The sequence below is a fragment of the Actinacidiphila polyblastidii genome (genome assembly GCF_036353415.1).
Taxonomy (GTDB): domain Bacteria; phylum Actinomycetota; class Actinomycetes; order Streptomycetales; family Streptomycetaceae; genus Actinacidiphila; species Actinacidiphila polyblastidii.
In genome coordinates this window covers 14,662-40,102 of the sequence record NZ_JAZEWV010000030.1, presented here as the reverse complement: position 1 = coordinate 40,102, position 25,441 = coordinate 14,662, and the positions used below count along the sequence as shown (strand labels likewise).

20 protein-coding genes and 2 pseudogenes are annotated in these 25,441 nt (G+C 73.9%); 5 read left to right on the top strand and 17 right to left on the bottom strand.

Going from position 1 to position 25,441, the window contains the following annotated elements; translation table 11 throughout:
• Positions 1-32: 32 nt before the first annotated feature.
• Complete coding sequence (locus tag V2S66_RS26515) at positions 33-758, bottom strand: class III extradiol dioxygenase subunit B-like domain-containing protein (protein WP_330799182.1); 726 nt, start codon at positions 756-758, stop codon at positions 33-35.
• 90 nt (positions 759-848) lie between these two features.
• A complete protein-coding gene (gene miaB / locus V2S66_RS26510) occupies positions 849-2,336 on the bottom strand; it encodes a tRNA (N6-isopentenyl adenosine(37)-C2)-methylthiotransferase MiaB (RefSeq protein ID WP_330799181.1) in 1,488 nt (495 codons plus the stop codon).
• Between the two features lie 101 nt (positions 2,337-2,437).
• On the opposite strand from miaB, the gene V2S66_RS26505 reads away from it, so the two are divergent.
• Entirely contained in the window at positions 2,438-3,481 is a 1,044-nt protein-coding gene (locus V2S66_RS26505; RefSeq protein ID WP_330799180.1) for a TAXI family TRAP transporter solute-binding subunit, read from the top strand.
• A gap of 66 nt (positions 3,482-3,547) precedes the next feature.
• On the opposite strand, the gene V2S66_RS26500 is transcribed toward V2S66_RS26505, so the two are convergent.
• Entirely contained in the window at positions 3,548-4,999 is a 1,452-nt protein-coding gene (locus V2S66_RS26500) for a sensor histidine kinase (protein WP_330799178.1), read from the bottom strand.
• 28 nt (positions 5,000-5,027) lie between these two features.
• A complete protein-coding gene (locus V2S66_RS26495; protein ID WP_330799177.1) occupies positions 5,028-5,783 on the bottom strand; it encodes a response regulator transcription factor in 756 nt (251 codons plus the stop codon).
• Between the two features lie 269 nt (positions 5,784-6,052).
• Between V2S66_RS26495 and V2S66_RS26490 the strand changes: the two genes are divergently transcribed.
• Positions 6,053-7,813 (top strand): FAD-dependent monooxygenase, encoded by a 1,761-nt coding sequence (locus tag V2S66_RS26490; RefSeq protein WP_330799176.1) that lies wholly within the window; start codon positions 6,053-6,055, stop codon positions 7,811-7,813.
• A gap of 318 nt (positions 7,814-8,131) precedes the next feature.
• Here V2S66_RS26490 and recX read toward each other — a convergent pair.
• The 3 genes and pseudogenes from recX to V2S66_RS26475 form a co-directional block, all read right to left on the bottom strand.
• A pseudogene (gene recX / locus V2S66_RS26485) lies at positions 8,132-8,860 on the bottom strand (recombination regulator RecX); the annotation flags it as partial.
• 49 nt (positions 8,861-8,909) lie between these two features.
• A pseudogene (recA, locus tag V2S66_RS26480) lies at positions 8,910-9,833 on the bottom strand (recombinase RecA); the annotation flags it as partial.
• Between the two features lie 256 nt (positions 9,834-10,089).
• Positions 10,090-10,623, bottom strand: coding sequence for an ArsR/SmtB family transcription factor (locus V2S66_RS26475; protein ID WP_330799175.1), 534 nt, complete (start codon positions 10,621-10,623; stop codon positions 10,090-10,092).
• 57 nt (positions 10,624-10,680) lie between these two features.
• On the opposite strand from V2S66_RS26475, the gene V2S66_RS26470 reads away from it, so the two are divergent.
• On the top strand, positions 10,681-11,604 hold the full coding sequence (locus V2S66_RS26470; protein WP_330799174.1) for a S41 family peptidase: 924 nt from the start codon (positions 10,681-10,683) through the stop codon (positions 11,602-11,604).
• Here V2S66_RS26470 and V2S66_RS26465 read toward each other — a convergent pair.
• The 5 genes from V2S66_RS26465 to V2S66_RS26445 form a co-directional block, all read right to left on the bottom strand.
• The gene (locus V2S66_RS26465; protein ID WP_413966489.1) at positions 11,585-12,715 is read right to left on the bottom strand and encodes an AI-2E family transporter; all 1,131 of its coding nucleotides are present in this window, start codon (positions 12,713-12,715) and stop codon (positions 11,585-11,587) included. The two genes, V2S66_RS26470 and V2S66_RS26465, sit on opposite strands and share 20 nt — an antisense overlap.
• A gap of 72 nt (positions 12,716-12,787) precedes the next feature.
• A complete protein-coding gene (locus V2S66_RS26460; RefSeq protein ID WP_330799173.1) occupies positions 12,788-12,982 on the bottom strand; it encodes a DUF3046 domain-containing protein in 195 nt (64 codons plus the stop codon).
• 96 nt (positions 12,983-13,078) lie between these two features.
• A complete protein-coding gene (locus V2S66_RS26455) occupies positions 13,079-13,402 on the bottom strand; it encodes an AzlD domain-containing protein (RefSeq protein ID WP_330799172.1) in 324 nt (107 codons plus the stop codon).
• Positions 13,399-14,226, bottom strand: a complete 828-nt coding sequence (locus tag V2S66_RS26450; RefSeq protein ID WP_330799171.1) for an AzlC family ABC transporter permease — start codon at positions 14,224-14,226, stop codon at positions 13,399-13,401. The genes V2S66_RS26455 and V2S66_RS26450 overlap by 4 nt, the downstream gene beginning before the upstream one ends.
• Before the next feature lie 34 nt (positions 14,227-14,260).
• Positions 14,261-15,202: an AraC family transcriptional regulator gene (locus V2S66_RS26445; RefSeq protein WP_330799170.1), complete on the bottom strand. Its 942-nt coding sequence runs from the start codon at positions 15,200-15,202 to the stop codon at positions 14,261-14,263.
• Positions 15,203-15,302: 100 nt separating this feature from the next.
• Between V2S66_RS26445 and V2S66_RS26440 the strand changes: the two genes are divergently transcribed.
• Complete coding sequence (locus tag V2S66_RS26440; RefSeq protein ID WP_330799168.1) at positions 15,303-19,964, top strand: ATP-dependent helicase; 4,662 nt, start codon at positions 15,303-15,305, stop codon at positions 19,962-19,964.
• 163 nt (positions 19,965-20,127) lie between these two features.
• A complete protein-coding gene (locus tag V2S66_RS26435; RefSeq protein ID WP_330799167.1) occupies positions 20,128-20,955 on the top strand; it encodes a DNA-formamidopyrimidine glycosylase family protein in 828 nt (275 codons plus the stop codon).
• A 184-nt stretch (positions 20,956-21,139) separates the two neighbouring features.
• Here V2S66_RS26435 and V2S66_RS26430 read toward each other — a convergent pair whose 3' ends face one another.
• From V2S66_RS26430 to rimO, 5 genes are all read right to left on the bottom strand, one after another.
• The gene (locus V2S66_RS26430; protein ID WP_330799165.1) at positions 21,140-21,610 is read right to left on the bottom strand and encodes a Dps family protein; all 471 of its coding nucleotides are present in this window, start codon (positions 21,608-21,610) and stop codon (positions 21,140-21,142) included.
• A gap of 172 nt (positions 21,611-21,782) precedes the next feature.
• Entirely contained in the window at positions 21,783-22,184 is a 402-nt protein-coding gene (locus V2S66_RS26425) for a helix-turn-helix domain-containing protein (protein WP_330799164.1), read from the bottom strand.
• A 200-nt stretch (positions 22,185-22,384) separates the two neighbouring features.
• Positions 22,385-22,891 carry a CinA family protein gene (locus tag V2S66_RS26420; protein ID WP_330799163.1) on the bottom strand — a complete coding sequence of 169 codons (507 nt, stop codon included), beginning with the start codon at positions 22,889-22,891 and terminating at the stop codon, positions 22,385-22,387.
• Positions 22,888-23,742, bottom strand: coding sequence for a CDP-diacylglycerol--glycerol-3-phosphate 3-phosphatidyltransferase (pgsA, locus tag V2S66_RS26415; protein ID WP_330799161.1), 855 nt, complete (start codon positions 23,740-23,742; stop codon positions 22,888-22,890). Before pgsA ends, V2S66_RS26420 begins: the two co-directional genes overlap by 4 nt.
• Complete coding sequence (rimO, locus tag V2S66_RS26410; protein WP_330799160.1) at positions 23,739-25,325, bottom strand: 30S ribosomal protein S12 methylthiotransferase RimO; 1,587 nt, start codon at positions 25,323-25,325, stop codon at positions 23,739-23,741. The genes pgsA and rimO overlap by 4 nt, the downstream gene beginning before the upstream one ends.
• Positions 25,326-25,441 lie beyond the last annotated feature (116 nt).

The following is a 25,441-nucleotide window of genomic DNA, read 5'->3' as shown; positions in this document are numbered from 1 at the left end:
GTGGACGCGGCCCGCGCCGGGCGGCGGTTCCGTCAGGTCCAGGCGGCGACGAAGTAGCCCACCCCGTACGGCGCCGTCTCGTGGAGCAGCTGACCGGCGAGGTGGGCCTCCTCCGCGGCGCCGGCGAGCACCTGCCAGGGAGCGCGGCCTGCGGCCTTGAGTTCCTGCGCGAGGTCCGGGTCGAGCCCGGCCAGCGCCGGCACGTCGGCGGCGGCCAGGGCGGCGGCCACGGAGGCGTCGAAGGGGTCCGCGCGCTCGTCGAGGTAGCCGGGCGCCTTGACCGTGCGGCAGGCGGTTCCGTCGCCCATGACGAGCAGCGCCACCCGTTCGGCCGATCCCGCGATGGCGCGGCCGGCCGCGGCGCAGCGCTCCGGCTCCAGCTGCTCGCCGACCCCCATGCCCTCCACGGGCGCCGCGCTCCAGCCTCGCAGCAGCCAGGCGGCGACCGTCAGCGACGGCGGCAGCGGGGGCACGTCCTCGGCCGCGTCGTCCTGCCGCCCGGCGCCCGGGCCGCCCAGGGTGACGTCGAGATCGACGCCGAAGGGGCGGAAGGTGCCGACCGCCCCCGGCGGGAAGACGCCGCGGCTGGGCCGCTCCGCCGGGCCGACCACCACCAGCCGCTCGGGCCGGGACGCGGCCAGCACGCCGATCGCGTCCGCGCAGGCCGCTCTCAGGGCGTCCAGCTCGCCCGCGGCGTCCGCGGCGACCTCCGGGACCAGCAACGGCGGGCAGGGGCACACTGCGGCGGCGACGAGCATGGGCGGAACCTTACCGGCGAGCACCGACATCCCGACGGGCGGCGGCCCGTACTCCCCCGCGGGCGCACGCGGCGCCGCCCGGGGGCCGGCTCAGTCGACCGAGCAGCCGCCGGCCAGTGCGGGCTGGGCGGACGGCGCGGGAGCGCCGATCGTCGGCAGCCCCAGCATCACGCCGGCCTGGTTCGGCGGCGCGGCGTTCCGCCGCTCCCACGCGTCGCCCGCGCGGGTGCGCCGGACGCCGAGGGCGGGCCTCTCCGCGAGCAGATGGTGCGGCGCCGCATAGGTGACCTCGACGGTCACCATGTCGCCGGGCCTGACCGGCTCCTCGGGGCGCTCGAAGTGCACCAGGCGGTTGTCGGGAGCGCGCCCCGACAGGCGCCGGGTGGCGTCGTCCTTGCGGCCCTCGCCCTCGGCGACCAGCACCTCCAGGGTGCGGCCGACCTGCTTCTTGTTCTCCTCCCAGGAGATCTCCTCCTGGAGCGCGACCAGCCGCTCGTAGCGCTGCTGGACGACGGCCTTGGGGATCTGCCCGTCCATCTCGGCGGCGGGCGTGCCGGGCCGCTTGCTGTACTGGAAGGTGAAGGCCTGGGCGAAGCGCGCCTCGCGCACCACGTGCAGGGTCTGCTCGAAGTCCTCCTCGGTCTCGCCCGGGAAGCCCACGATGATGTCCGTGGTGATCGCCGCGTCGGGCATCGCCGCGCGCACCTTCTCGATGATGCCGAGGTAGCGGTCCTGCCGGTACGAGCGGCGCATCGCCTTCAGCACCCGGTCGGAGCCGGACTGCAGCGGCATGTGCAGCTGGTGCATCACGTTCGGCGTGGCGGCCATGGCGGCGATGACGTCGTCGGTGAAGTCGCGCGGGTGCGGCGAGGTGAAGCGGATCCGCTCCAGGCCCTCGACGCCGCCGGTGGCGCGCAGCAGCTTGCCGAACGCCTCACGGTCGCCGATGTCCGAGCCGTAGGCGTTGACGTTCTGGCCGAGCAGCGTGACCTCGATGACGCCCTCGGCGACCAGCGCCTCGACCTCGGCGAGGACGTCGCCGGGCCTGCGGTCCTTCTCCTTGCCGCGCAGCGCGGGCACGATGCAGAAGGTGCAGGTGTTGTTGCAGCCGACCGAGATGGCGACCCAGGCGGCGTAGGCGGACTCGCGGCGCGAGGGCAGCGTCGAGGGGAAGGTCTCCAGCGACTCGACGATCTCGACCTGGGCCTCCTCCGCGATCCTGGCCCGCTCCAGCAGCACCGGCAGCTGGCCGATGTTGTGGGTGCCGAAGACCACGTCGACCCAGGGGGCGCGCTTGACGATGGTGTCCCGGTCCTTCTGGGCGAGACAGCCGCCGACGGCGATCTGCATGCCGGGGCGTGCGGCCTTCTTCGGCACGAGCTGGCCGAGATTGCCGTAGAGCCGGTTGTCCGCGTTCTCCCGCACCGCACAGGTGTTGAAGACGACGACGTCCGCGCCGTCGGCCCCCTCGGGCGCACGGACGTAGCCCGCGCCCTCCAGCAGACCGGACAGCCGTTCGGAGTCGTGGACGTTCATCTGGCACCCGTAGGTGCGGACCTCGTAAGTACGCGCACTCATAACAATCAACCAGAGTACGGGGTCGCAGGGGCGCCGCGCCGCCGCCTTCCGCGGAACTCCCGCCTTCCGCGGGTGGCCGCGGGCTGGCAGGATCGCGGGGCATGGACCTCTCCCACCTCGGCGGACGCGTCCGCGCGGCGCTGCGGGCGCGGAGCGGACCGGCTCGTGGCGGCATCAGCCGCCGGCGGGCGCTCCAGGCCGTGCTGGCCGCCGTCTCGGCGCTCGCGCTGCTGCTGTGGTGGCTGCTGCCGTCCGGCGGTCCCTCCTACCCGCACCGGCCGATCTCGCTGGCCACCGGCGTGCGCAACGGCGTGTACGACCTCTACGGCAAGCTGCTGAAGGCCGATCTGCGGACCGCGCTGCCGGGCGTACCGGTGGACCTCGTGCGCACCGAGGGGTCGGTCGACAACATCAAGCGGCTCGTCTCCGGCCAGGCCGACTTCACCATCGCCGCCGCCGACGCCGTGGCCAACTACCAGGGTCCGGGCCGGGCGGATCTGCGGGCCTGCGCCCGCCTCTACGACGACTACATGCAGCTGGTCGTGCCGCGGGACTCCCCGGTGCGCTCGGCCCGCGACCTGCGCGGGCTGACCGTCGGCGTGGGCCAGGCCGACTCCGGGGTCAATCTGATCACCCGGCGCCTGCTGACCGCCGCCGGGCTCGACGTGAACAAGGACATCAAGGCCGTGCCGGTCGGCATCGACAAGGCTCCCGGCATGCTCCTCAGCGGCAGGCTCGACGCGTTCTTCTGGTCCGGCGGCCTGCCGACCGCGGCCGTCGCCGCCATGGCGACGCCGGTGGACCGCATCAAACTGGTCCAGTTGGGCGATCTGGTGTCCCGACTGCACGCGATGGGGCCGAAGATGCAGTACTACCGCCAGGCGGTGATGCCCGCCGACGCCTACCCCAAAGCGCAGCGCGGGCAGGCGATCTCCACGATCGCGGTGGCGAACCTGCTGGTCACGACCGACCATGCGAACACCGGGCTGGTCGAGCGGCTCACCAGGACCGTGATCGACAGCCGGGACGCCATCGGCAAGGAGGTCCACGCGGCGCAGCTCGTCGACCTCCGCACGGCCGTCTTCACCGACCCGCTGCCGCTGCATGTGGGGGCGGAGCGGTACTACCGGTCCGTGAAGCCCTAGACGCGGCGCCCTAGACGCGACGTCTGCGGGGCCGCCCGGTCCGCCCCGCATTCCGCGCGGCCGGCGTCAGGCGCGCGGCACCGGGCCCGTGGAGGGCGAGGGGACCGCGGCGCCGCGCGGCACCGTGAGGGTGACTTCGAGGCCGTGCGGCTCGCGGGTGCCGAAGGTGATGGCGCCGCCGCCCTGGCCGAGCAGCGCGCGGGCGATGGACAGGCCGAGGCCCGAGCCGTGCACGTTCTGGTGGCGGGCGCTGCGCCAGAAGCGGTCGCCGATCCGGGCGAGTTCCTCCTCGGTGAGCCCCGGACCGCTGTCCGCGACGGTGATCGTGACGTCCTGCGCGCCGCCGGCCACCCGTACCGTGACCGACTCGCCCGCCGGAGTGAACTTGATCGCGTTGTCGATCACCGCGTCCAGCGCGCTGGACAGTGCGATCGGATCCGCCCAGCCGGTCGCCTCCTCGGCCCGCGCGGGCGCGGTGAACCGGACCGCGACATGCGACCGCCGGGCCGCCGCCGCCCAGGCCGACGCCCGCACCCCGGCCAGGTGGCCGATGTCGGTACTGGCCAGGTGGCTGCCCGAGCTCTCCGCGACGGCGAGGCCCAGCAGGTCGTCGAGCACCTGCGCGAGCCGGTGGCCCTCCTCCTTGACCGACTCGGCCTCGGTGTGGCCGTCGGGCAGCGCGAGACCGAGCAGTTCGATGCGCAGCAGCAGCGCGGACAGCGGGTTGCGCAGCTGGTGGGAGGCGTCGGCGACGAACGCCCGCTGCTGTTCGAGCACTTCCTCGACGTTGTCGGCCATCTCGTTGAACGAGCGGACCAGCCGGCGCAGTTCCGGCGGGCCGCCGGACGCCTCGACACGGGACTTCATCCGGCCGGTCGCGATGTCGTGGGTGGCCCGGTCCAGCGTCGCGACCGGCAGCAGCACCCAGGCGGTCAGCCGGACGGCGAAGAGCATCGCGAGCGCCATCGCCGCCGCCTCGCCCGCGGCCAGCAGCAGCCAGCCGTGCAGGATGCGGGCCCGCAGGGCGCCCGTCGGCGAGTCGGTGACGACGACCGCGACCACGTCGCCGTCGCGCACGATGGGCGAGGCGATGGCGAGTTTGCGGTGCTGCCAGGGCCACACCTGCTGGGGGTTGTGGACGCGGCGGCCGAGCAGCGCGGAGTGGTAGGCGTCGTACAGCTCGCCGCCCACGGGAACGCTCCACCGGGCAGGCGCGGCGGCCATGACGGCGCGGTCGCGGTAGAAGACTCCGGCGCTGATGCCGTAGAGCTGCTGGTAGCGGGCGAGTTCGGTGCGCAGGGTGTGCAGCCGCTCGTCGTCCACCGGGGACAGCTCGGTCTGCTCGTCGCGCGCGGTGACGAACTGCGCCAGCGCGGCGAACCTGGTGGTGTCGTCGATCCGGTCGACGACCACGCGCTGCTGCTGCGCGGCGGCCTGGCTGGCGGCCAGTGGGAAGCCCAGCGCCAGCAGCACGCCGGCCATCAGCACGATGAGCAGCGGCAGCAGTCGTGAACGCAAGGCAGCGGTCCTGGTCCTCGGTGCGCCGTCAGCCGGCCGGCACGACGAAGCGGTAGCCGACGCCGCGCACCGTCTCGATCATGGCCGGCGTGCGCAGCTTGGAACGCAGTGAGGCCACATGCACCTCCAGCGTGCGGCCTGTGCCCTCCCACGCGGTCCGCCACACCTCGCTGATGATCTGCTCGCGCCGGAAGACGACCCCAGGGCGCTGCGCGAGCAGCGCCAGCAGGTCGAACTCCTTACGGGTCAGCGCCACCGGTGCGCCGTCCACGGTGACGCGGCGGGTCGGCAGGTCGATGGCGACGGCGCCGAGCGTCAAGCCCTCGCCCGCCGTGGCCGCGGCGGCGTCACCGCCGTCGGCAGGCTCGGCGGCCGGCCCCGCGGTCGTGCCCGCCGCGGCGGGGCCGGGGGTGCGCAGCGGCGGGCGGCGGCTGACCGCGTGGATGCGGGCGAGGAGTTCGCCGGTGTCGTAGGGCTTGACCACGTAGTCGTCCGCGCCGAGGTTCAGGCCGTGGATGCGGGAGCGGACATCGGCCCGCGCGGTGACCATGATCACCGGCGTGGAGGTGCGTCGCCTGATCCGGCTGCACACCTCGAAGCCGTCCTGGTCGGGCAGTCCCAGGTCCAGCAGCACGCAGTCGAACGCGGGCCCCTGGTCCGGCAGCATGGCCTGGATGGCCTCCTCGCCGCTGCGGGCGTGCCGCACGTCGAAACCGTGCCGGCCGAGGACGGCGGAGAGCGCGGCGGCGACCCGGTCGTCGTCCTCCACGAGCAGAAGCCGCATGCCTCACCTCTTTCCGTGCCGTCGTCGTCGCGATCCGTCCGGTCCTGTCTGTGGAATCCACGCCGATCAGGGTGGGGTGCGTCAAGGGGGTACCGGCTCACGCCCCGGACCGTTACCGACCCGGTACGCACCGCAGGCGCCGTCGCGGTGCCCGTCGTGCGCCCGACGTGCCGTCGGTGCAGCGCGCCGAGGGGGGACCGTCGCTTGACGTGGGCAGTCGCAGTGAGTTGCATACGCTTTGTGACCGCAATTCTTCCGGGGGCCGCTGCGTGGACCCGGTGATCGTCGCGGGGGCGGGTCCTGTCGGACTCGCCCTCGCCCTCGGGCTGGGCCGCCGTGACGTCCCCGTCATCCTGCTGGACGAGGTGGAGACGCCGGACGACTCCGAGGGCCTGCGGCGACCGCGCACCGTGGTCCTCGGCCCGGCGACGGCTGCCCCGCTGGAACGCCTCGGCTACGGCGGACTGCGGCAGGACGGTACGACCTGGACGGCCTGGCGCACGCTGCGCCGCCGCACGGAGGTGCTGCGGATCGACTTCCGCCCCGACGGCGCCGACGCCCCGGTGCACCTCGCCCAGCACCTTCTGGAGCGAGGACTGCGCGCGGCGCTGATGACCTGCGGCTCGGTCCGCATCGTGGCCGGCGCCAAGGTGGACGCCTTCGAGCAGGACGGGCACGGCGTGAACGTGCACACCCGCGGCGCCCACGACACGTGGTGGCGCGGCAGTTTCCTGGTCGGCACCGACGGTTCCCGCTCCACGGTCCGCAAGCTGCTCGGCGTACGGTTCCCCGGCCGCACCACGGTCGACCGGCACGCGGTGGCTGTGCTCCGCACCGACCTGCCGGACCCCGGGGTGGCGTTGCTCCACCGCGACCCGCCGGGCGCCCCGGCCGGGCAGGAGACCACCGCCAGGCCGCTGCCGGACGGGCTGTGGCGGCTGGACTGGCTGCTGCCCGTGCAGGGCGGCCCGCTGACCTCGGACGCCCTGGTGGAGCGGGTCCGCTCCTCCCTCGCCGCCTGGTGCGGCCATGTCCCCCCCTATGAGCTGATCGGCTCGTCCGACTACCCGGTGCACCAGCGGCTGGCCCGCCGCTGGCGCGCCGGTCGGGTCTTCCTGGCCGGCGACGCCGCCCACCTGATGGGCGCTCTGGGCGCGCAGAGCGTCGAGGAGGGGCTGCGGGACGCCGAGAACCTCTCCTGGAAGCTCGCCCTCGCCTGGCACGACGGAGCCTCCCGGCTGCTGCTGGACAGCTACGAGGCGGAGCGCCGTGGCGCGGTCGGCGCCCGGCTGCGCGCCGCCGACCAGGCGCTTCCGCTGCTGCGGGCGAACAGCGCCTGGCAGACCGTGCGGCAGAGCCTGCTCTCGGGCTCGGCGCGCGGACACGCCGAGCTGCTCACCGACAGCCACCTGGGGATCGGCAGCGCGGCGGCGGCCGGGGTCTACGGGCGCTCGCCGCTGTCGCTGCCGGCGCCGCGCACCGGCGGCGGCAAGACGGGGGCCTCCCCGCTGGTCGCCGACTGCGCCACCCCACCCGGCGGAATGGTCGCCGACGTGCCGGTCATCGCGCTGGACGGCACACTCGGGCAGCTGCGGGACCGGCTCGGGCGGGGGCTGGTCGTCGTGCTGATCGCCCCCGGCAGCGGGGTATGGGAGTCCCGCCACTGGCTGAGCGCCGGACTGATGCCCCGGCTGGCCTCCGCCGTGAACGCTTTGCCGACCCGCGCCGAACTGGTCGTCGCCGAGACCTATCCCGGCTCCACCGCGCACACCGTGCTGCTCGTCCGTCCCGACGGCCGCCTCGTGACGGCCATGGTCGGCTGCCGCCCCGCGGAGCTGTACTCCTACGCCGACCTGGCCCGCGGCGGGCCTCCCGTGCCAGGGGCGGAGGACGAGGAGCCGCAGCCTGAGCGGCCCGCGGCCGCGCCCGGGGCCGACGGTCCGGAGGACGGCCCCGGGACCGATGGCCGCCACCCGGCGGGCGGCGGAGGCAGGCCGCACGGTCGACGGGTCGGCGGCCGGACGCCGTAGCGGAGCCGGGGACGGCGGGGGCACGGGCCTGCGGAGGCGCCGGGCTGGACAGCGACCATCGGGCACGAGGTGTGGCCACGAACCGGAACCGGGTTACCGACCGCCGAGCAGCGAAGGCTGGGTGCGGCGGTGCGGCTCGCGGCGGTGCACCGGTTCGTCGGTCACGACTGCCGGCGCGGCTCGGCGTCCGGGCTCGGGGACGGCAGTGTGGTCAGCGGCGTGCCTCGGTCAGCCCGAGGTCCGGCTCGGCGCCGACCGGACAGGACGGGACGTAGCAGCGCCCGGGTATGCGCGGCTGCCGTTCTCGCGCCGTGCGGCTCATTCCCACAGCCACGGCTCCTCCCCTTCCTCTTCCTCGTCGACGCCCTCCTGCGCGAGGGCGTCGCGTACCACTCTGAGGGCCAGTCCTTCCGGGTAGCCCTTGCGGGCGAGCATGCCCGCGAGCCGCCGGATGCGCTTGTCCCGGTCCAGTCCGCGGGTGCTGCGCAGCCTGCGGGCCACCAGCTCCCGGGCGGTCTCCTCCTCCTGCTCGGAGTCGAGGAGTTCGACCGCCTCGGTGACCAGTTCGGCGTCCACCCCGCGGTGGTGCAGCTCCCTGGCGAGGGCGCGGCGGGCCAGCCCGCGGCCACGATGCCGGGACTCCACCCAGGCGTTGGCGAACGCCTGGTCGTCGATCAGGCCCACGTCCTGGAAGCGCTCCAGGACGTGCTCGGCGACGTCGTCGGGGATCTCCCGTTTCCGCATGGCGTCGGCGAGCTGCCTGCGGGTGCGAGGGGTTCCGGTGAGCAGGCGCAGGCAGAGTGCCCGCGCCTGCTCCTCCGGATCGAGCGGCGGCTCTCGCGAGGCCCTCGACTCGGAAGAGCCGCCGCGTTCCTGGGGCCTGCGCGCCATGGCGTCAGACCTTGGCGGCGGTGGCCTTGGTCGCCTTCTTCGGGGCCGGGACCTCGGCCTTGGCTGCGGCGATCTCCGCCACCGGCGCTGCCGCGTCCGTGCCCGGCTGGCCGGCCGGGATCTCGGTCTTCTTGGGCACGCCGACGCCGAGCTTCTCCTTGATCCGCTTCTCGATCTCGTCCGCCAGGTCCGGGTTGTCCCGGAGGAAGTTGCGGACGTTCTCCTTGCCCTGGCCGAGCTGGTCGCCTTCGTAGGTGTACCAGGCGCCGGACTTGCGGACGAAGCCGTGCTCGACGCCCATGTCGATCAGGCCGCCCTCGCGGCTGATGCCATGGCCGTAGAGGATGTCGAACTCGGCCTGCTTGAAGGGCGGCGCGACCTTGTTCTTGACGACCTTCACACGGGTCCGGTTGCCGACCGCGTCGGTGCCGTCCTTGAGGGTCTCGATGCGGCGGATGTCGAGCCGGACCGATGCGTAGAACTTCAGCGCGCGGCCACCGGTGGTGGTCTCCGGCGAGCCGAACATCACACCGATCTTCTCGCGCAGCTGGTTGATGAAGATCGCGGTGGTCTTCGTCTGGTTGAGCGCGCTGGTGATCTTGCGGAGCGCCTGGCTCATCAGGCGGGCCTGCAGGCCCACGTGCGAGTCGCCCATCTCACCCTCGATCTCGGCCCGCGGCACGAGGGCTGCCACGGAGTCGATCACGATCAGGTCGATCGCGCCGGAGCGGACCAGCATGTCCACGATCTCCAGAGCCTGCTCGCCGGTGTCCGGCTGGGACAGGATCAGGTTGTCCGTGTCGACGCCGAGCGCCTTGGCGTAGTCGGGGTCCAGCGCGTGCTCGGCGTCCACGAACGCCACGGTGCCGCCGGCCCGCTGGGCGTTGGCCACCGCGTGCAGGGTCAGGGTCGTCTTGCCGGAGGACTCAGGGCCGTACACCTCCACCACGCGGCCGCGCGGCAGGCCGCCCACGCCGAGGGCCACGTCCAGAGCGGTCGAGCCGGTGGGGATGACCTCGATGGGCTCATTCGGCCGGTCGCCGAGGCGCATGACGGCGCCTTTGCCGAACTGCCGTTCAATCTGTGCGAGGGCGGCGTCGAGGGCCTTCTCGCGGTCGTTTCCTGCCATGGGTTCCACCCGGGATGTCTGGTTCGATCGCTTCACGTCCACGACGCTAGCGCCTGCCACTGACAACGCGCCCGGACGTCTCCCCGGGCTGTGGAAAACCACCCGGTGCCACCATATGAATGGTTGTTCGAATTTTGTGTCAAGCGACCCGCCGATCGCGCGGGCCCGGCGCGGCCGGGCTCTCCGCGGGACAACGGTATGCCCGCCGCCGGCCGGCCGTGCCGATTCCCGGCCCCTGCACCCCGAAGGGCCGGGCTCAGCCGCCGCCCGCCGGCCCGGCCGGCCGGTACAGCGCCACCAGGACGCCGAGCACCGGCTGGTCGTCCTCGTCCTCCTCGGCCTCGTCGACCAGCTCCACCAGCAGCTCACGCAGCCGCCGGGCCTTGTCCGGGCCGAGATGCAGGTGGCGCAGCCGCACGGCGGAGCCCTCCGGCGAGCGGTCGAGTTCCTGGGCGAACGCCCCGAACATCGCGGCGGTGCCGGCCGCCTCGGGGTCCGCGACCACCATCCGGCGCGCGGTGCGCTGGTAGCGCTGCTCGGTGCCGCCGCGCACCTGCCGGGTCTCGGCGACGTACACCAGGCCCGCCGCACGCAGGACCTTCAGGTGGTGGGAGACGCTGCCCTTCGCCACACCGAGCTGGGAGGCGAGTCCGCTGATGGTCGCGGGGCGGCGGCCGAGGGCGAAGAGCAGGCGCTGCCTGAGCGGGTGCGCGAGCGCCGCGAACTGCTCGGGCGAGCCGATCTGCTGGGCGTCCTGCGGCGGGCGCGACGGCGGGGCCTCGTCGGTCATGCATCAAGTGTCCAATTCTCTTGACGCTTTCGCAAGGCCGGTGCTGTACTCCTCGCCATGACGACGACCACGACGTCCGCCCTCCACCGGGCGGTCGAAGAGACGACCGATCTGCTGACCAGGCACTACGTCTTCCCCGACGTCGCCGACCGGATCGCCGGCATCCTGCGGCGGCGCCTGGCCGAGGGCGCGTACGACGTCGAGGACGCGGAGCAGCTCGGCCACCTGGTCACCGCCGACCTCCAGTCCGTCAACGGCGACCGCCACCTGCGGCTGAAGTACCACGCACAGGAGGTGCCCACCGGACAGGGCGAGGCCGTGCTCGCCGGGATACGCCGGGACTTCGACGCCTCACTCGGCGGCGTGCCGCGCCTGGAGATGCTCGGCGACGGCGTCGCGGTGCTCGAACTGGCGCCCATGCTCTTCCCGGTGGACTGGGCCGCGGAGCGGATGACCGCCGCGCTCTCGCTGGTCGCACCGGCCGAGGCGCTCATCATCGACCTGCGCCGCAACCGGGGCGGCGACCCGGACCTGGTGGCCTTCATCTGCAGCTACCTGCTGGACGAGCGCACCCACCTCATCACCATGGAATGGCGCGACGGCGGCCGCAGCGAGCAGTCCTGGAGCCTGCCGTACGTGCCCGGCGCGCGATTCGGCGGCCGGAAGCCGCTGTACGTGCTGACCAGTGGCGACACGTTCTCCGGGGCCGAGGAGCTGGCCTACGACCTGCAGCAGCTGGGCCGGGCCGTCGTCGTCGGCGAGGTGACGGGCGGCGGGGCGCACCCGCGCGAGGGGTGGACCGTCCACCCGCACCTGGAGGCGACCATTCCGGTGGGCCGGTCCGTCAACCCCCGCTCAGGCGGCAACTGGGAGACCGTCGGGGTGCAGCCGGACGTCCTCGTCCCGGCACAGGACGCGCTCGCGCGCGCCCGCGAGCTGGCCCTGGAGCGGCTCGCCGCCGCTACAGACGCGGATCGCTGACCTCGTAGCGCCGCACGTACGCGGTGAAGAAGCCCTGCATCGTCGCGGTGGCCGGGATCGCGATGAGCGCGCCCACCGCGCCGAGCAGCGCGGTCCCGGCGATCACCGATCCGAAGGCGACCGCGGGGTGGATGTCCACCGTGCGCGCGGTGATGCGCGGCTGCAGCAGGTAGTTCTCGAACTGCTGGTACACCACGACGAAGCACAGCACCCACAGCGCGTCCCACGGGTCCTCGGTGAAGGCGATCAGCACCGGCAGGGCACCCGCCAGGTAGGTGCCGACGGTGGGCACGAACTGCGAGACCACGCCGACCCAGACGGCGAGCGCGGGCGCGTAGGGCACTCCGAGCACCTGCAGCAGGATGTAGTGCGCGAGCCCGGAGATCAGCGCCATCAGAGCGCGGGAGTACAGGTAGCCCCCGGTCTTGGCGACCGCGATGTCCCAGGCTCGCAGCACCTCCGCCTGGTGCGCGGGCGGCAGGAAGGAGCACAGCGTGCGCCGCAGCCGCGGGCCGTCCGCCGCCAGGTAGTACGTGAAGAGCAGCACCGTGAACAGCTGGAAGACGGTGCCGATGACGGTGGCCGAGATGCCCCACACGCTGCTCGGGCCGTGCGCCAGATAGGTGCGCACCCAGTTGGAGTGCAGCACCTTGTCCTGGAGGTTTCCGGTGTCCAGGTGGCTGTGGAAGGTCCGGTTGATCCAGTCGACGATGTCGTTCAGGTACTGCGGCAGATTGTCGACGATGGTGCTGATCTGGTCGACCAGCAGCGACCCGAGGGCCAGCACGAAGCCGGCAGCTGCGGCGAACACCAGGATCAGGACCACTCCGGTGGCCAGACCGCGGCGCATCCCGCGCCGCGCCATCCAGTCCACCGCCGGCTCGATGGCGACGGCACAGAAGAACGCGATCAGGACGTTCACCAGCAGACCGACCAGCCGGCTGAAGATCCAGTGCGCGAACTGGTAGCAGGCGATCAGGACGAAGGTGAGGATCAGCGCGCGGGGCAGCCAGCGCGGCATCCCGGCACGCGTCAGGTGCATCCGGCCCGTCGGCGCGTCGGCGTCCGCCCCGTCTCCGTCCGGCTCGGGAGTCTCCTCGCTTCCTGCCACAGGGATCAGTCTGCGGCCCAGATGATGCCAAGTCCTGATATCAACCCATTTGCACCAATGGCGGTGCTGTGGTCAGCGGTGGATGGCCGGCACGTCCATGGCCGCGCACACGGCGCGCCACACGTCCTTGGTCTCCCAGCCGTCCTCCAGGGCCTGGACGACCGTCCTGCCGCCCAGCTCGGACATCACATGGTCCCGCGCGAAGGAGTCGGCGTACGTCTCGCCGAAGTGCGCGCGCATCCGCTCCCAGAAATTCGTCAACCGCATGAGTGCCAGTATCGCGCGCGACGTTCCGGGTAAGGACCGCCTCCCCCTGGGACCGGCCCTTACATCACCTCGTACCCCACCTCGCGTGCCGCGCTCCTAGGCGGCGACGGCTCGCACCGCCGCGGTGACGAGGACGGCCGCCGCCACCACGACCAGGAAGGGCGCTCGCAGCAGCAGGGCGACGGCCGCGGCGGCCAGCCCCGCGGCCCGGGCGTCGACCACCGGCCGCAGATCGGCGGCGCCGAAGGTCTGCAACGCGGTCAGCGCCGCGAGCAGCGCCAGCGGGACCAGGCCGGCGAGGCGCTTGACCAGAGGGCGTTCGAGCAGCCTCGCGGGCACGGACAGGCCCAGCAGTTTCACGCCGTAGCAGCCCACGGCGGTCACGGCGATGGCGATCCAGGTGTCCGCCGAAGTGCTCATCGGGGCGTCTCCTCGGGGGTACGGGTCTCTTCGGGGGTACGGGCCTCTTCGGGGGTGCGGGTCCGTTGGGGGGCCTGCGTGCGTCCCCGGCCGGGGCGCGGTCCGCCTTCCGCGAGGCGGCCGGCGGCCAGCACGATGGGCGCGGCCAGAGCCGCCACCAGGACGGGGACCCCGGCGGGCAGCAGCGGCAGCGACCCAAGCGCGAGCAGCACGGCCAGGGCCGCGGCGGCGCGCTCCGTGCGGCTCCTGACCATGGGCGCGAGCAGCGCCAGGAACACCGCGGGTCCTGCGGCGTCCAGACCCCAGGCGTTCGGGTCGCCGAGGGCCGACGCGCCCACCGCGCCGAGCAGGGTCGTGAGGTTCCACAGCACGTAGAGGCTCGCGCCCGTGACCGTGAAACCGAGCCGGGCCGAGGCGCGGTCGCGCTGGGCCAGTGCGACCGCGGAGGACTCGTCGATGACCCACTGGGCGGCCAGCGGCCTTACCGCGGCGGGCAGTTTGAGCAGGTGGGAGAGTTTCAGCCCGTAGAAGGCGTTGCGGGTGCCGAGGAAGAACGCCCCGGCGGCGGCCGCGAACGGGCTGCCGCCCGCGCCGAGCGCGCCGACCAGGGCGAACTGGGAGGCGCCGGTGAAGACCAGCAGGGAAAGGGCGCAGGTCTGGGCGAGCGAGAGCCCGGCGCCCGCGGAGGTCACGCCGAAGGCGAAGCCGGACAGCCCGACGGCGATCCCCACGCCGAGTGCGTCACGGACGACGGCCGGGCGGGGCGCGGGCGGCTGCCGGCCGTGAGGGTCCTGACGCGCGGGGTTCTGCGGTGCGGAGCTCATAGGGACATGCGGTTGTGCGGTCACACGGACGAACCTACGCAGACCCGCGCCGCCCGGTCTTGTACGTTCTTGCACCCGGCCCCGGCCCCGCCCCTCGCCCGCTGCCGTTTTGGCCGTCGTCCCGGCCCGCGACCGCGACGACGGCTCTGCGCTCGCGCTGGTAGGCCCCCGGCGGCACGCCGACGATACGGCTGAAGTGCCGGCTCAGATGCGCCTGGTCGGTGAAACCGACGGCGGCCGCAGTGTCCGCCGGCCCGACGCCGGAGTCGAGGAGCCGCCGGGCGGCCCGCACGCGCTCACCGGTCAGCCAGGCGTGCGGAGGCAGTCCGTACGCCCGCTTGAAGGCCCGGAGCAGCGCGAACGGGCTGCTGCCGGTGTCGGCCGCCATCCGTTCCAGGCTGGGCGGCCGGGTGAGCGAGGCGGCGAGGAGGTCGCGGGCGCGGGCGGCCGCGCCAGGTCCGGCGCCCGGAGCGGACCCGGGGTCGGCGGACGCTGTCCCGTGGCGGGCCAGCATCCGGGCGAGCACGAGCCGCAGGAACGTGTCGGCGGCGAGGGCGTTGTCGCCCTCCGCCGCGCGGTGCACGTCGGCGATCATCCGGGCGGTCGCGGGGTCGTCGAGGACGGTCGCGGCGAAGGCGGGGGTGCCGCGCAGCGCGGTGGTCTCGGCGGCGACGGAGGCCAGCACGGCGGGCGCGGGGTAGAGGACCCGGTAGCTCCAGCCCTCCGCGGCGCCCGCGTAGGCGGAGTGCGGGATCTCGGGATTGATCAGCACGACGCTGCCCGGCCCGGCGCGCTCCGGTCCGCCGGGGAGCCCGATCCCCTCCACGCCGGACGTCACCGCGGCGACGACGTAGCCGTCGTGCGCGTGCCGGGAGAAGGTGTGCCGGATGTAGCGGGCGTTGAGCAGGTCCACGCCGGGCAGCCCGGGGTGCTCCCAGTGCCGTGCCTGCTCGCGCGCCTGCTCCCGGTCGCTCATGGGCCATTGTGACGACATGACGGTATGACCTCGCCAGAGTTATCCACAGGCTGAGATCGATGACCGGCGCGGTGTCGGTGCGGCGAGGGAGGATGGTGCCATGTCCGATCAGTCCAGTCACCGCAGCCTCGACGGCTTCTCCCCGGCCACCCGCGCGTGGTTCAGGGGGGCCTTCCGCGAGCCCACCGCAGCCCAGGCGGGGGCGTGGTCGGCCATCGCCGAGGGCTCGGACGTGCTGGTGGTGGCCCCGACCGGCTCGGGCAAGACGCTGGCGGCGTTCCTGGCCGCGCTGGACCGGCTGGCGAGCACCCCGCCGCCGGCCGAGCCCCGCAGGCGCTGCCGCGTGCTCTACGTGTCGCCGCTGAAGGCCCTGGCGGTGGACGTGGAGCGCAATCTGCGCAGCCCGCTCACGGGGCTGCGGCAGGAATCGGTGCGGCTCGGGCTGCCCGAGCCGGAGGTACGGGTGGGCATCCGCTCGGGCGACACCCCGCCCGCCGAGCGGCGCGCCCTGGTCACCCGGCCGCCGGACATCCTGATCACCACCCCCGAGTCGCTCTTCCTGATGCTGACCTCCGCCGCACGCGAGGCGCTGAGCGGTGTGGAGACGGTGATCCTGGACGAGGTGCACGCGGTGGCGGGCACCAAGCGCGGAGCGCATCTGGCCCTGTCGCTGGAGCGGCTGGACGAGCTGCTCGACCGGCCGGCCCGCAGGATCGGGCTGTCGGCGACCGTCCGCCCGGTGGACGAGATCGCCCGCTACCTGTCGCCGCAGCGCCGGGCGACGATCGTCCAGCCGCCCTCGGAGAAGGAGTTCGACCTGTCGGTCGTCGTGCCGGTGGAGGATCTGGGCGAGCTGGGCGGCTCTCCGGTCACCGAGGCGGCCGAGCACACCGGGCCCGCCGCCGGCGCGGCGGAGCGGCCGTCCATCTGGCCGCACGTGGAGGAGCGGATCGCCGATCTGGTGCAGGCCCACCAGTCCACGATCATCTTCGCCAACTCCCGCCGCCTCGCCGAGCGGCTGTGCAACCGGCTGAACGAGCTGGCCCACGAGCGCGCCGAGGGCCAGGCGCTCACCGAGGAGCACTCCCCCGCACAGGTCATGGCCCAGTCCGGCGCCGCCCGCGGAGCGCCCCCGGTGCTGGCGCGCGCCCACCACGGGTCGGTGTCGAAGGAGCAGCGGGCGCTGATCGAGGAGGACCTGAAGGCGGGCCGGCTGCCCGCGGTCGTCGCCACGTCCAGCCTGGAGCTGGGCATCGATATGGGGGCCGTCGACCTGGTCGTGCAGGTCGAGTCACCTCCGTCGGTCGCCTCCGGCCTGCAGCGGGTGGGCCGCGCGGGGCACCAGGTGGGCGCGGTGTCCACCGGGGTGCTGTTCCCGAAGTACCGGGGCGATCTGGTGCAGTCGGCGGTGGTCACCGAGCGGATGCGGGTGGGCGCTATCGAGGCGCTGCGGGTGCCGTCCAACCCGCTGGACGTGCTGGCCCAGCAGATCGTCGCGATGACCGCGCTCGACACCTGGGACGTCGACGAGCTGCTGGCCCTGGTGCGCCGGGCCGCGCCCTTCGCCTCGCTGCCGCACTCCGCGTACGTGGCGGTGCTGGACATGCTGGCGGGCCGCTATCCCTCGGACGCCTTCGCGGAGCTGCGGCCCCGCCTGGTGTGGGACCGCGTGGCGCACACCGTCACCGGCAGGCCGGGCGCACAGCGCCTCGCGGTGACCTCCGGGGGCACCATCCCCGACCGCGGGCTGTTCGGCGTCTTCCTCGCCGGCTCCGACCCCAAGAAGGGCGGTGGCCGCGTCGGCGAGCTGGACGAGGAGATGGTCTACGAGTCGCGGGTCGGCGACGTCTTCACGCTCGGCACCACCTCGTGGCGGATCGAGGACATCACCCGCGACCGGGTGCTGGTCTCCCCGGCTCCCGGGGTGCCGGGCCGGCTGCCGTTCTGGAAGGGCGACCAGCTGGGCCGCCCGCTGGAGCTGGGCCGCGCGCTGGGAGCGTGGCTGCGCGAGGTCGGCGCGCTGACGCCCGAGGCGGCCAGGAAGCGCCTGGCGGCCGCGGGCCTGGACACCTGGGCCGCCGACAACGTGCTGGGCTACCTGGCGGAGCAGCGCCAGGCGTGCGGACACGTGCCGGACGACCGGACCGTCGTCGTGGAGCGGTTCAGGGACGAGCTGGGCGACTGGCGGGTGATCATCCACTCACCGTTCGGGGCGCAGGTGCACGCCCCGTGGGCGCTGGCACTCGGCGTCCGGCTCCAGGAAAAGTACGGCCTGGACGCACAGGCGATGCACGCGGACGACGGGATCGTGCTGCGGCTGCCCGACGCCGACCTGATGGGCCTGGACCTGCTGGACTCCTCGCCGACCCCACCGGGCGCGGAGTACGACCCCGAGCAGTCGCCGGTCGGGGCCGCCGACGTGGCGTTCGACAAGGGCGAGATCGAGCAGCTCGTCACCGACCAGGTCGGCGGGTCCGCGCTGTTCGCCTCGCGCTTCCGCGAGTGCGCCGCCCGCGCGCTGCTGCTGCCCCGCCGCAGCCCCGGCAAGCGCACCCCGCTGTGGCAGCAGCGTCAGCGCGCCTCTCAACTGCTCCAGGTCGCCTCGGAGTTCGGGTCGTTCCCGATCGTCCTCGAAGCGATCCGCGAATGCCTCCAGGACGTGTTCGACGTGCCCGGCCTGGTGGAGCTGATGGGCGACATCGAGGCCCGCCGGGTCCGCCTGGTCGAGGTCACCACCCAGGAGCCCTCGCCTTTCGCCCGCTCGCTGCTGTTCGGCTATGTGGCGCAGTTCCTCTACGAGGGCGACTCGCCCCTGGCCGAGCGACGGGCCGCCGCCCTGTCGCTCGACTCCCGGCTGCTCGCGGAGCTGCTGGGCCAGGCGGAGCTGCGGGAGCTGCTGGACCCGGAGGTGCTGGACGAGCTGGACCGGGAACTGCAGTGGCTGACCGAGGACCGCAGGGTCAAGGACGCCGAGGGCGTCGCCGACCTGCTGCGCATGCTCGGGCCGCTCACCGGTGCGGAGCTGGGCGCGCGCGGCGGTGAGCCGCAGTGGGCGGCCGCGCTGGAGGGCGCGCGCCGGGCCATCCGGGTGCGTGTCGCCGGCGAAGAGCACTGGGCCGCCGTGGAGGACGCGGGCCGGCTTCGGGACGCGCTGGGCACCGCGCTGCCGGTCGGGGTCCCGGTGGCGTTCACCGAGCCGGTCAAGGACCCGCTGGGAGATCTGGTCGCCAGGTTCGCCCGCACCCACGGGCCCTTCACGACGACGGACGTGGCGGACCGGTTCGGCCTGGGCGCGGCGGTGGCGGACGGCATCCTGCACCGGCTGGCCGGCTCCGGCCGGGTGGCGCAGGGCGAGTTCCGGCCCGGCGGCGCGGGACAGGAGTGGTGCGACGCGACGGTGCTGAGACGGCTGCGACGACGTTCGCTGGCCGCGCTGCGGCAAGAGCTGGAGCCAGTGCCGCCCGCGACACTCGGGGTGTTCCTGCCGCAGTGGCAGCACGTGGGCACCCACAGCCTGCGCGGCATGGACGGGCTGGCGCGGGCCGTGGAGCAGCTCCAGGGCGCCTCGGTGCCCGCCTCGGCGCTGGAGAAGCTGGTGCTGCCGTCCCGCGTCACCGGCTACACCCCGGCCATGCTGGACGAGCTGACCGCGTCCGGGGAGGTCCTGTGGGCCGGTGGGGGCGCGCTGCCCGGCAAGGACGGCTGGGTGTCGCTGTATCTCGCCGACAGCGCTCCGCTGATCATGCCCGCGCCGCAGCCTCTGGAGCAGTCACCGCTGCACGCCGCGGTCATGGCGGCGCTGCACGGCGGTTACGGGCTGTTCTTCCGGCAGATCGCCGACCAGGTGCGCGCCGGTGGCGTCGAGGCGACCGATCCGGAGCTCGCCGAGGCGGTGTGGGACCTGGCCTGGTCGGGGCGGCTGACCAACGACACGCTCGCTCCGCTGCGGGCGCTGCTGGGCTCGGGACGGACCGCGGGCACCACCGCGCACCGGGCGCCGCGGTCCGTCCCGCGCGGCCGGTACAGCTCGCTCGCCGCGCGCGCCCCGCGCGCGGGCGCCTCACGCACCGGGCCGCCGACCACCGCGGGCCGGTGGTCGCTGGTGCCGGAGCCCGAGGCCGACCCGACGCTGCGCGCGCACGCGCTGACCCACACCCTGCTCGACCGGCACGGTGTGGTCACCCGGGGCGCGGTCGCCGCGGAGGGCGTGGCGGGCGGCTTCTCGGCGGCCTACCGGGTGCTGGCGGCGTTCGAGGAGACCGGGCAGGCCCGGCGCGGCTACGTGGTGGAAGGGCTGGGCGCGGCGCAGTTCGCGATGGACGGCGCCGTGGACCGGCTGCGGGCGCTGGGCGCCGCCCGCGAGCGGGAGGAGGAGCAGCAGGGCACGTCCCGCACCGTGGTGCTCGCCGCCGCCGACCCCGCCAACCCCTACGGCGCGGCCCTGCCCTGGCCTGAGCAACCCGTGGGCGTCAGCCACAAACCGGGCCGCAAGGCCGGCGCCCTGGTGGTGCTGACCGACGGCGAGCTGGCCCTCTACGTGGAGCGCGGCGGCAAGACGCTGCTGTCCTGGCCAGGGGACGAGATACGCCTCCAGGCGGCGGCCGACGCGCTCGCCCTCGCCGTCCGCGAGGGGGCGCTGGGCCGGCTGACGGTGGAGCGCACCAACGGCGAGCCGGCGCTGACCTCAGCGCTCGGCCAGGCGCTGGAGGCGGCTGGTTTCCACGCCACGCCCCGAGGACTGCGGCTGCGGGACGGACTGTAGGCGCGGGCCCGAGGTCCGAGGTTCCGGGTCCTGGGTCCCAGCTCCGAGGTCCGAGGTCCGAGGTCTCGGGTGCGGGCCTGAGGGCCGTGGGCCCGAGGCGACGGACGGTCCACGATGCACGGGCCGCAGGCCCGAAGGCGACGGTGCCGTGCATCATGGACGGGTGCCCGAAGGAGACACGGTCTGGCTGACCGCCCACCGACTGCACGCCGCGCTGGCCGGACGGCCGCTGGTGCGGGCCGACCTGCGGGTGCCGCAGCTGGCGACCGTGGACCTGGCCGGACGCCGCCTGCTGGAGGTGGTGCCGCGGGGAAAGCATCTGATGGCCCGGCTGGAGGGCGATCTGACGCTGCACTCCCACCTGCGGATGGACGGCTCCTGGCATCTGTACGCGCCGGGTGAGCGCTGGCGGGGCGGCCCGCCCCACCAGGTGCGGGCGGTGCTGGAGACCGAGGCGAGGACCGCGGTGGGCTACCGGCTGCCGGTGCTGGAGCTGATGGCGACCGGCGAGGAGGACGGCGTGGTGGGCCACCTCGGGCCGGATCTGCTCGGCCCGGACTGGGACCCGGCGCGTGCGCTGGCCGCCCTTGTCTCGGACCCAGAGCGCCCGCTCGGCGAGGCCCTGCTCGACCAGCGCAACCTGGCCGGGATCGGCAACGTGTACGTGTCGGAGCTGTGCTTCCTGCGCGGTGTGACGCCCTGGACGCCCTTCGGGCAGCTCGCGGCGCCGGAGAAGCTGGTGGCGCTGGCCAAGCGCCTGCTGGAGGCCAACAAGTCCCGCCCCGGCCACATCACCACCGGGGACACCCGGCGGGGCCGCACCCACTGGGTCTACGGCCGTGAGCACGATGCCTGCCTGCGCTGCGGCACGCCCGTCAGACGCGCCGAGCACGGCCAGGGGGAGCGGGCCCGGGTGGCGTACTGGTGTCCGCGCTGTCAGCGCGGGCCGACCCCGGACCCGTCGGCGGGACCGGGGCACGGCGCGGCCTGAGCCGCGAAGCGGCCCGGCGTCCGAGCCCGCCGGCCCCGCCGACCGGGTCGCCGGGGCCGGCGTCGGGGTCCGCTCCGGGGTCGCGTGGGGCCTGCGGCCGGGCCGACACCGCGTGCATCGGTATCAGGCCGAGGCTCCAGCCGGCGACCAGCAGGGCGTCCGCCCAGGGGCGCATCGCCCGGCCTCAGACGTTCTCCGCCTGGAACATCCAGTGGAACTTCTCGAGGTCGGCGGTGATGCCGATCAGGATGTCCTGGGTGACCGGGTCGGGCTCGTCGGTGATCTGGATGCGTTCCCGCATCCGGGTGATGGCCGCGTCCAGCGCCGCCACCATGACGTCCACGACGTCGCCGTCCTTGATCCAGCCGTCGGTCACCGTCTCGATACCGGTGGTCTTGGCGACGGTGACGGCCCGCCCGTCGGGGCTGACGCTGATCGCCGCCGCCCGCTCGGCCACGGTGTCCGAGGCGATCCGTGCGGTGTCGACGACCTCGTCGAGTTGGAGGTGGATGGACCGGAACCGTGGGCCGATGACGTTCCAGTGCACCTGCTTGGCGACCAGCGACAGATCGAGCAGGTCCACCAGCGCTCCCTGCAGCGCCTCGCCAACGGTTTTCCGGGCCTGCTCGGGCAGCGGGCTCTTCACGACACTCATGTGCATGTCTCCTACCGGATCGACGCCATCACGTCCGTTTTATCCCCCTGTCATCCTCTTCGCCTACCCTGCCCCGCCTCGCTACACATGGCAAAAGGACGGCGGCCCGCCCCCGGACGATCAGGGGTGCGGGCCGCCGTCCTTCAAGCGGCGAGATCCGGGGCGACAGGCCCTAGGCGGCGACGACGTCGACGGTCTCGGCGGACTTCTTGGGCGCCTTGATGGTGATCCGCTCGTCGGGCGTCGACGACACGGAGGTGACGGACGTGACGGACGTGACCGCGCCCAGCATCGGGCGCCTCGGTGCGGCGGCGGTCTCGGCGGCCGCCGACTGCGCCAGCTCGGCGAGCGACAGATCGTCGCTGACCTCGCGCATCACTTCGGACATCGGCACGTCGAGCGCGTCGCAGATCGCCGACAGCAGCTCGGAGGAGGCTTCCTTCTGTCCCCGCTCGACCTCGGAGAGGTATCCGAGGGAGACACGAGCCGACGAGGAGACCTCGCGCAGAGTGCGGCCCTGGCGTTGGCGCTGCCGACGCAGCACGTCACCAAGCAGGCGACGGAGCAGGATCATCGGTGGCTCCCTCCTCGGACCGCATAGCCGCATCCTTCTCGCCCCACCGTACCGCCTCGGGCACCGGCCGTGCGGGGAGCGAAGACGTGTTCACTCAGGGCTGCAAACATCACTACCCCCCGTCTTCTTCCCTCTTATCGGGCCCCGGACTCCTCCTGGGACCCCTGTGCGGACCCCGCGGGACCCTTGTTCCGGCTCCTCTACGCCTTGCCGGAGGCCGGACCCGCAACCGTACTCCTTCCCAACTCCCCGGCGAGCAGTTCCAGGACGGCGGTGACAGAAGCGGTACGGATCGCGGTACGGTCGCCGGTCAGCCGCAGCGCGGACTCGCGGGTCCCGTCCGGCCCCGCGACCGCGACGAAGACCGTGCCGGCCGGTATGCCGTCCTGGGGGTCGGGGCCGGCCACGCCGGTGGTGGACACACCCCAGTCGGCGCCGAGCCGGTTCCGTACGCCCTCTGCCATCTGGCGTGCGACCTGCGGGTCCACCGCGCCCCGCGCGGCGAGCAGGTCCGCGTCGACGCCGAGCAGCCGGTGCTTGAGTTCGGTGGCGTAGGCCGTGACGGAGCCTCGGAAGGCGTTCGAGGCGCCCGGGACCGCGACCAGCTCCGCGGCGACGAGTCCGCCGGTGAGCGACTCGGCGACGGCCAGCGTCCAGCCCCGCGCCTCCAGCAGTCCCAGCACCTCGCGGGCCGGTCCGCCGCTCACGCGCCGTGCCCCTGCCCCGGTGCGTGCGCCTCGTGCGCCGCCGTCTCCCCCTGCGTGCCCCCGGCGGCCGGCTCCGCCACCCCCGCGGGCTCGGCGGCGGCCGCCGCCGTGGCGGCAGCGGTTGCGGTGGCCGTGGCCACGCTCGCGCCGGTGGCCGCGGCGGTGACCGCGACGGTCGCCCCGGTGGTGACGGCGGCGGCGGCCGTCGCCGCCGCGGCGGCCCGCCGGCGCCGCCCGTCCAGTCCGGCGCGGCGCAGCACGATCGCCTGCCGTACGTAGTCCACGCCGGTGCCCACCGTGAGGATCACCGCCAGCGCCATCAGCCAGGCCCGCAGCGAGGCCAGCGGCCCGGTCAGCACCAGGATGTACATGCCGACGGCGACTCCCTGGGTGAGCGTCTTGAGCTTGCCGCCCCGGCTGGCGGGGATCACCCCGTGGCGGATCACCCAGAACCGCAGCAGCGTGATGCCCAGCTCGCGCGCCAGGATCACCACGGTCACCCACCACGGCAGGTCGCCGAGCGAGGAGAGCCCGACCAGGGCCGCTCCCATGATCGCCTTGTCGGCGATGGGGTCGGCGATCTTGCCGAAGTCGGTGACGAGGCCGTAGCGGCGGGCGATCTCGCCGTCGAAGAGGTCGGTGATCATCGCGATCGCGAAGGCCGCCCAGGCGAAGGAGCGCCAGGCCGGGTCGTGGCCGTCCCCGTGCACGAGCAGCAGGACGAAACCGGGGACCAGGACGAGGCGGACCATCGTCAGCAGGTTGGCGACGTTCAGCAGGCGTGCCTGCGGAACCGCCGGGTCCCCGAGGTGGTCGGGCAGCGCCGGCGGCGACGCGGAGGCTTCCGTCATCTGGCCACCTCCTCCGTACAGTCGCCGGCCGCACCGGCGTCCTGCACCGCGTCCGGCAGGGGGTCCTGCGCGTCCTGCACGCCGAGCGGCTCGGCGACGAGGTCGACGCCCTCGGTGCCGGTCACCTTCGCGGTGACGAACATGCCGGGCGCGGGCCGCCACCAGCCGCCCGACGCGGTGAGCACGACCTGCCCGTCGGTCTCCGGCGCCTGGTGGTCGGCCCGCCCGGTGACCTCGCCGGTCTCCTCGTCGACGGCCTCCACCAGGACCCGCACGGTCGAGCCGAGCCGTTCCTGCGCGCGCTGCGCGGTCAGCTCCTCGGCCAGCCGCGACACCCGGGCGAGGCGGGCGGCCACCACGTCGTCGTCGAGCTTGTTGTCGAAGGTCGCGGCCTCGGTGCCGTCCTCGTCGGAGTAGCCGAAGACCCCGATGGCGTCCAGCCGCGCCGAGCCGAGGAAGCGCTCCAGCTCCGCCAGGTCGTCCTCGCTCTCGCCGGGGAAGCCGACGATGAAGTTGGACCGCACGCCCGCCTCGGGCGCCTTGGCCCGGATGGTGTCGAGCAGCTCAAGGAACCGGTCGGTGTCCCCGAAGCGCCGCATGGCCCGCAGCACGCCGGGCGCGGAGTGCTGGAAGGACAGGTCGAAGTAGGGCACGACGCCCGGGGTCGAGGTGAGCACGTCGATCAGCCCGGGGCGCATCTCGGCGGGCTGGAGGTAGCTGACCCGGACCCGCTCGATCCCCTCGACCGCCGCCAGCTCCGGCAGCAGCGTCTCCAGCAGCCGGATGTCGCCGAGGTCCTTGCCGTAGGAGGTGTTGTTCTCGCTGACGAGCATGACCTCGCTGACGCCCTGCCCGGCCAGCCACCTGGTCTCGCCGAGGACGTCGGAGGGACGGCGGGAGATGAACGAGCCGCGGAAGGACGGGATGGCGCAGAAGGTGCAGCGCCGGTCGCAGCCGGAGGCCAGCTTCACCGAGGCGACCGGGCCGGACCCCAGCCGGCGCCGCAGCGGCGCGCGCGGCCCCGAGGACGGCGCCAGGCCGTCGGGCAGGTCCTGCGCGCCCTCCTCGAAGCCCGGTCCGTCCGGCAGGCCTGCCGCTTCGTTCGGGGCGTCGCCGTGGCCGGGCAGCGCCACGCCCTGCGTGCCCTGCTGCCGCTCCGCGGGGCTGATCGGCAGCAGCTTGCGCCGGTCGCGCGGGGTGTGGGAGGCGTGGACGCCGCCGGACAGGATGGTCTGGAGGCGGTCGGAGATGTCCGCGTAGTCGTCGAAGCCGAGCACGCCGTCCGCCTCGGGGAGCGCGTCGGCGAGTTCTCTGCCGTACCGCTCGGCCATGCATCCGACGGCGACGACCGCCTGGGTGCGGCCCTGCGACTTGAGGTCGTTGGCCTCCAGCAGGGCGTCGACGGAGTCCTTCTTGGCCGCGTCGACGAAGCCGCAGGTGTTCACGACCGCCACGTCGGCGTCGGCGGCGTCGTCGACCAGCCGCCAGCCGTCCGCCGCGAGCCGACCGGCCAGTTCCTCCGAGTCCACCTCATTGCGGGCGCAGCCGAGCGTGACAAGAGCGACGGTACGGGGTTCGGGCATGTAGCCCAGGGTACCGGGTGGCTGGTCACCGCCCTCGTCGCACGCCTGCTCGCACAAGGGGCGGCCCGGCCTCCTCGGAAGGGGGCCGGGCCGTGTCCTGAGCGGTGGTGCGGGCT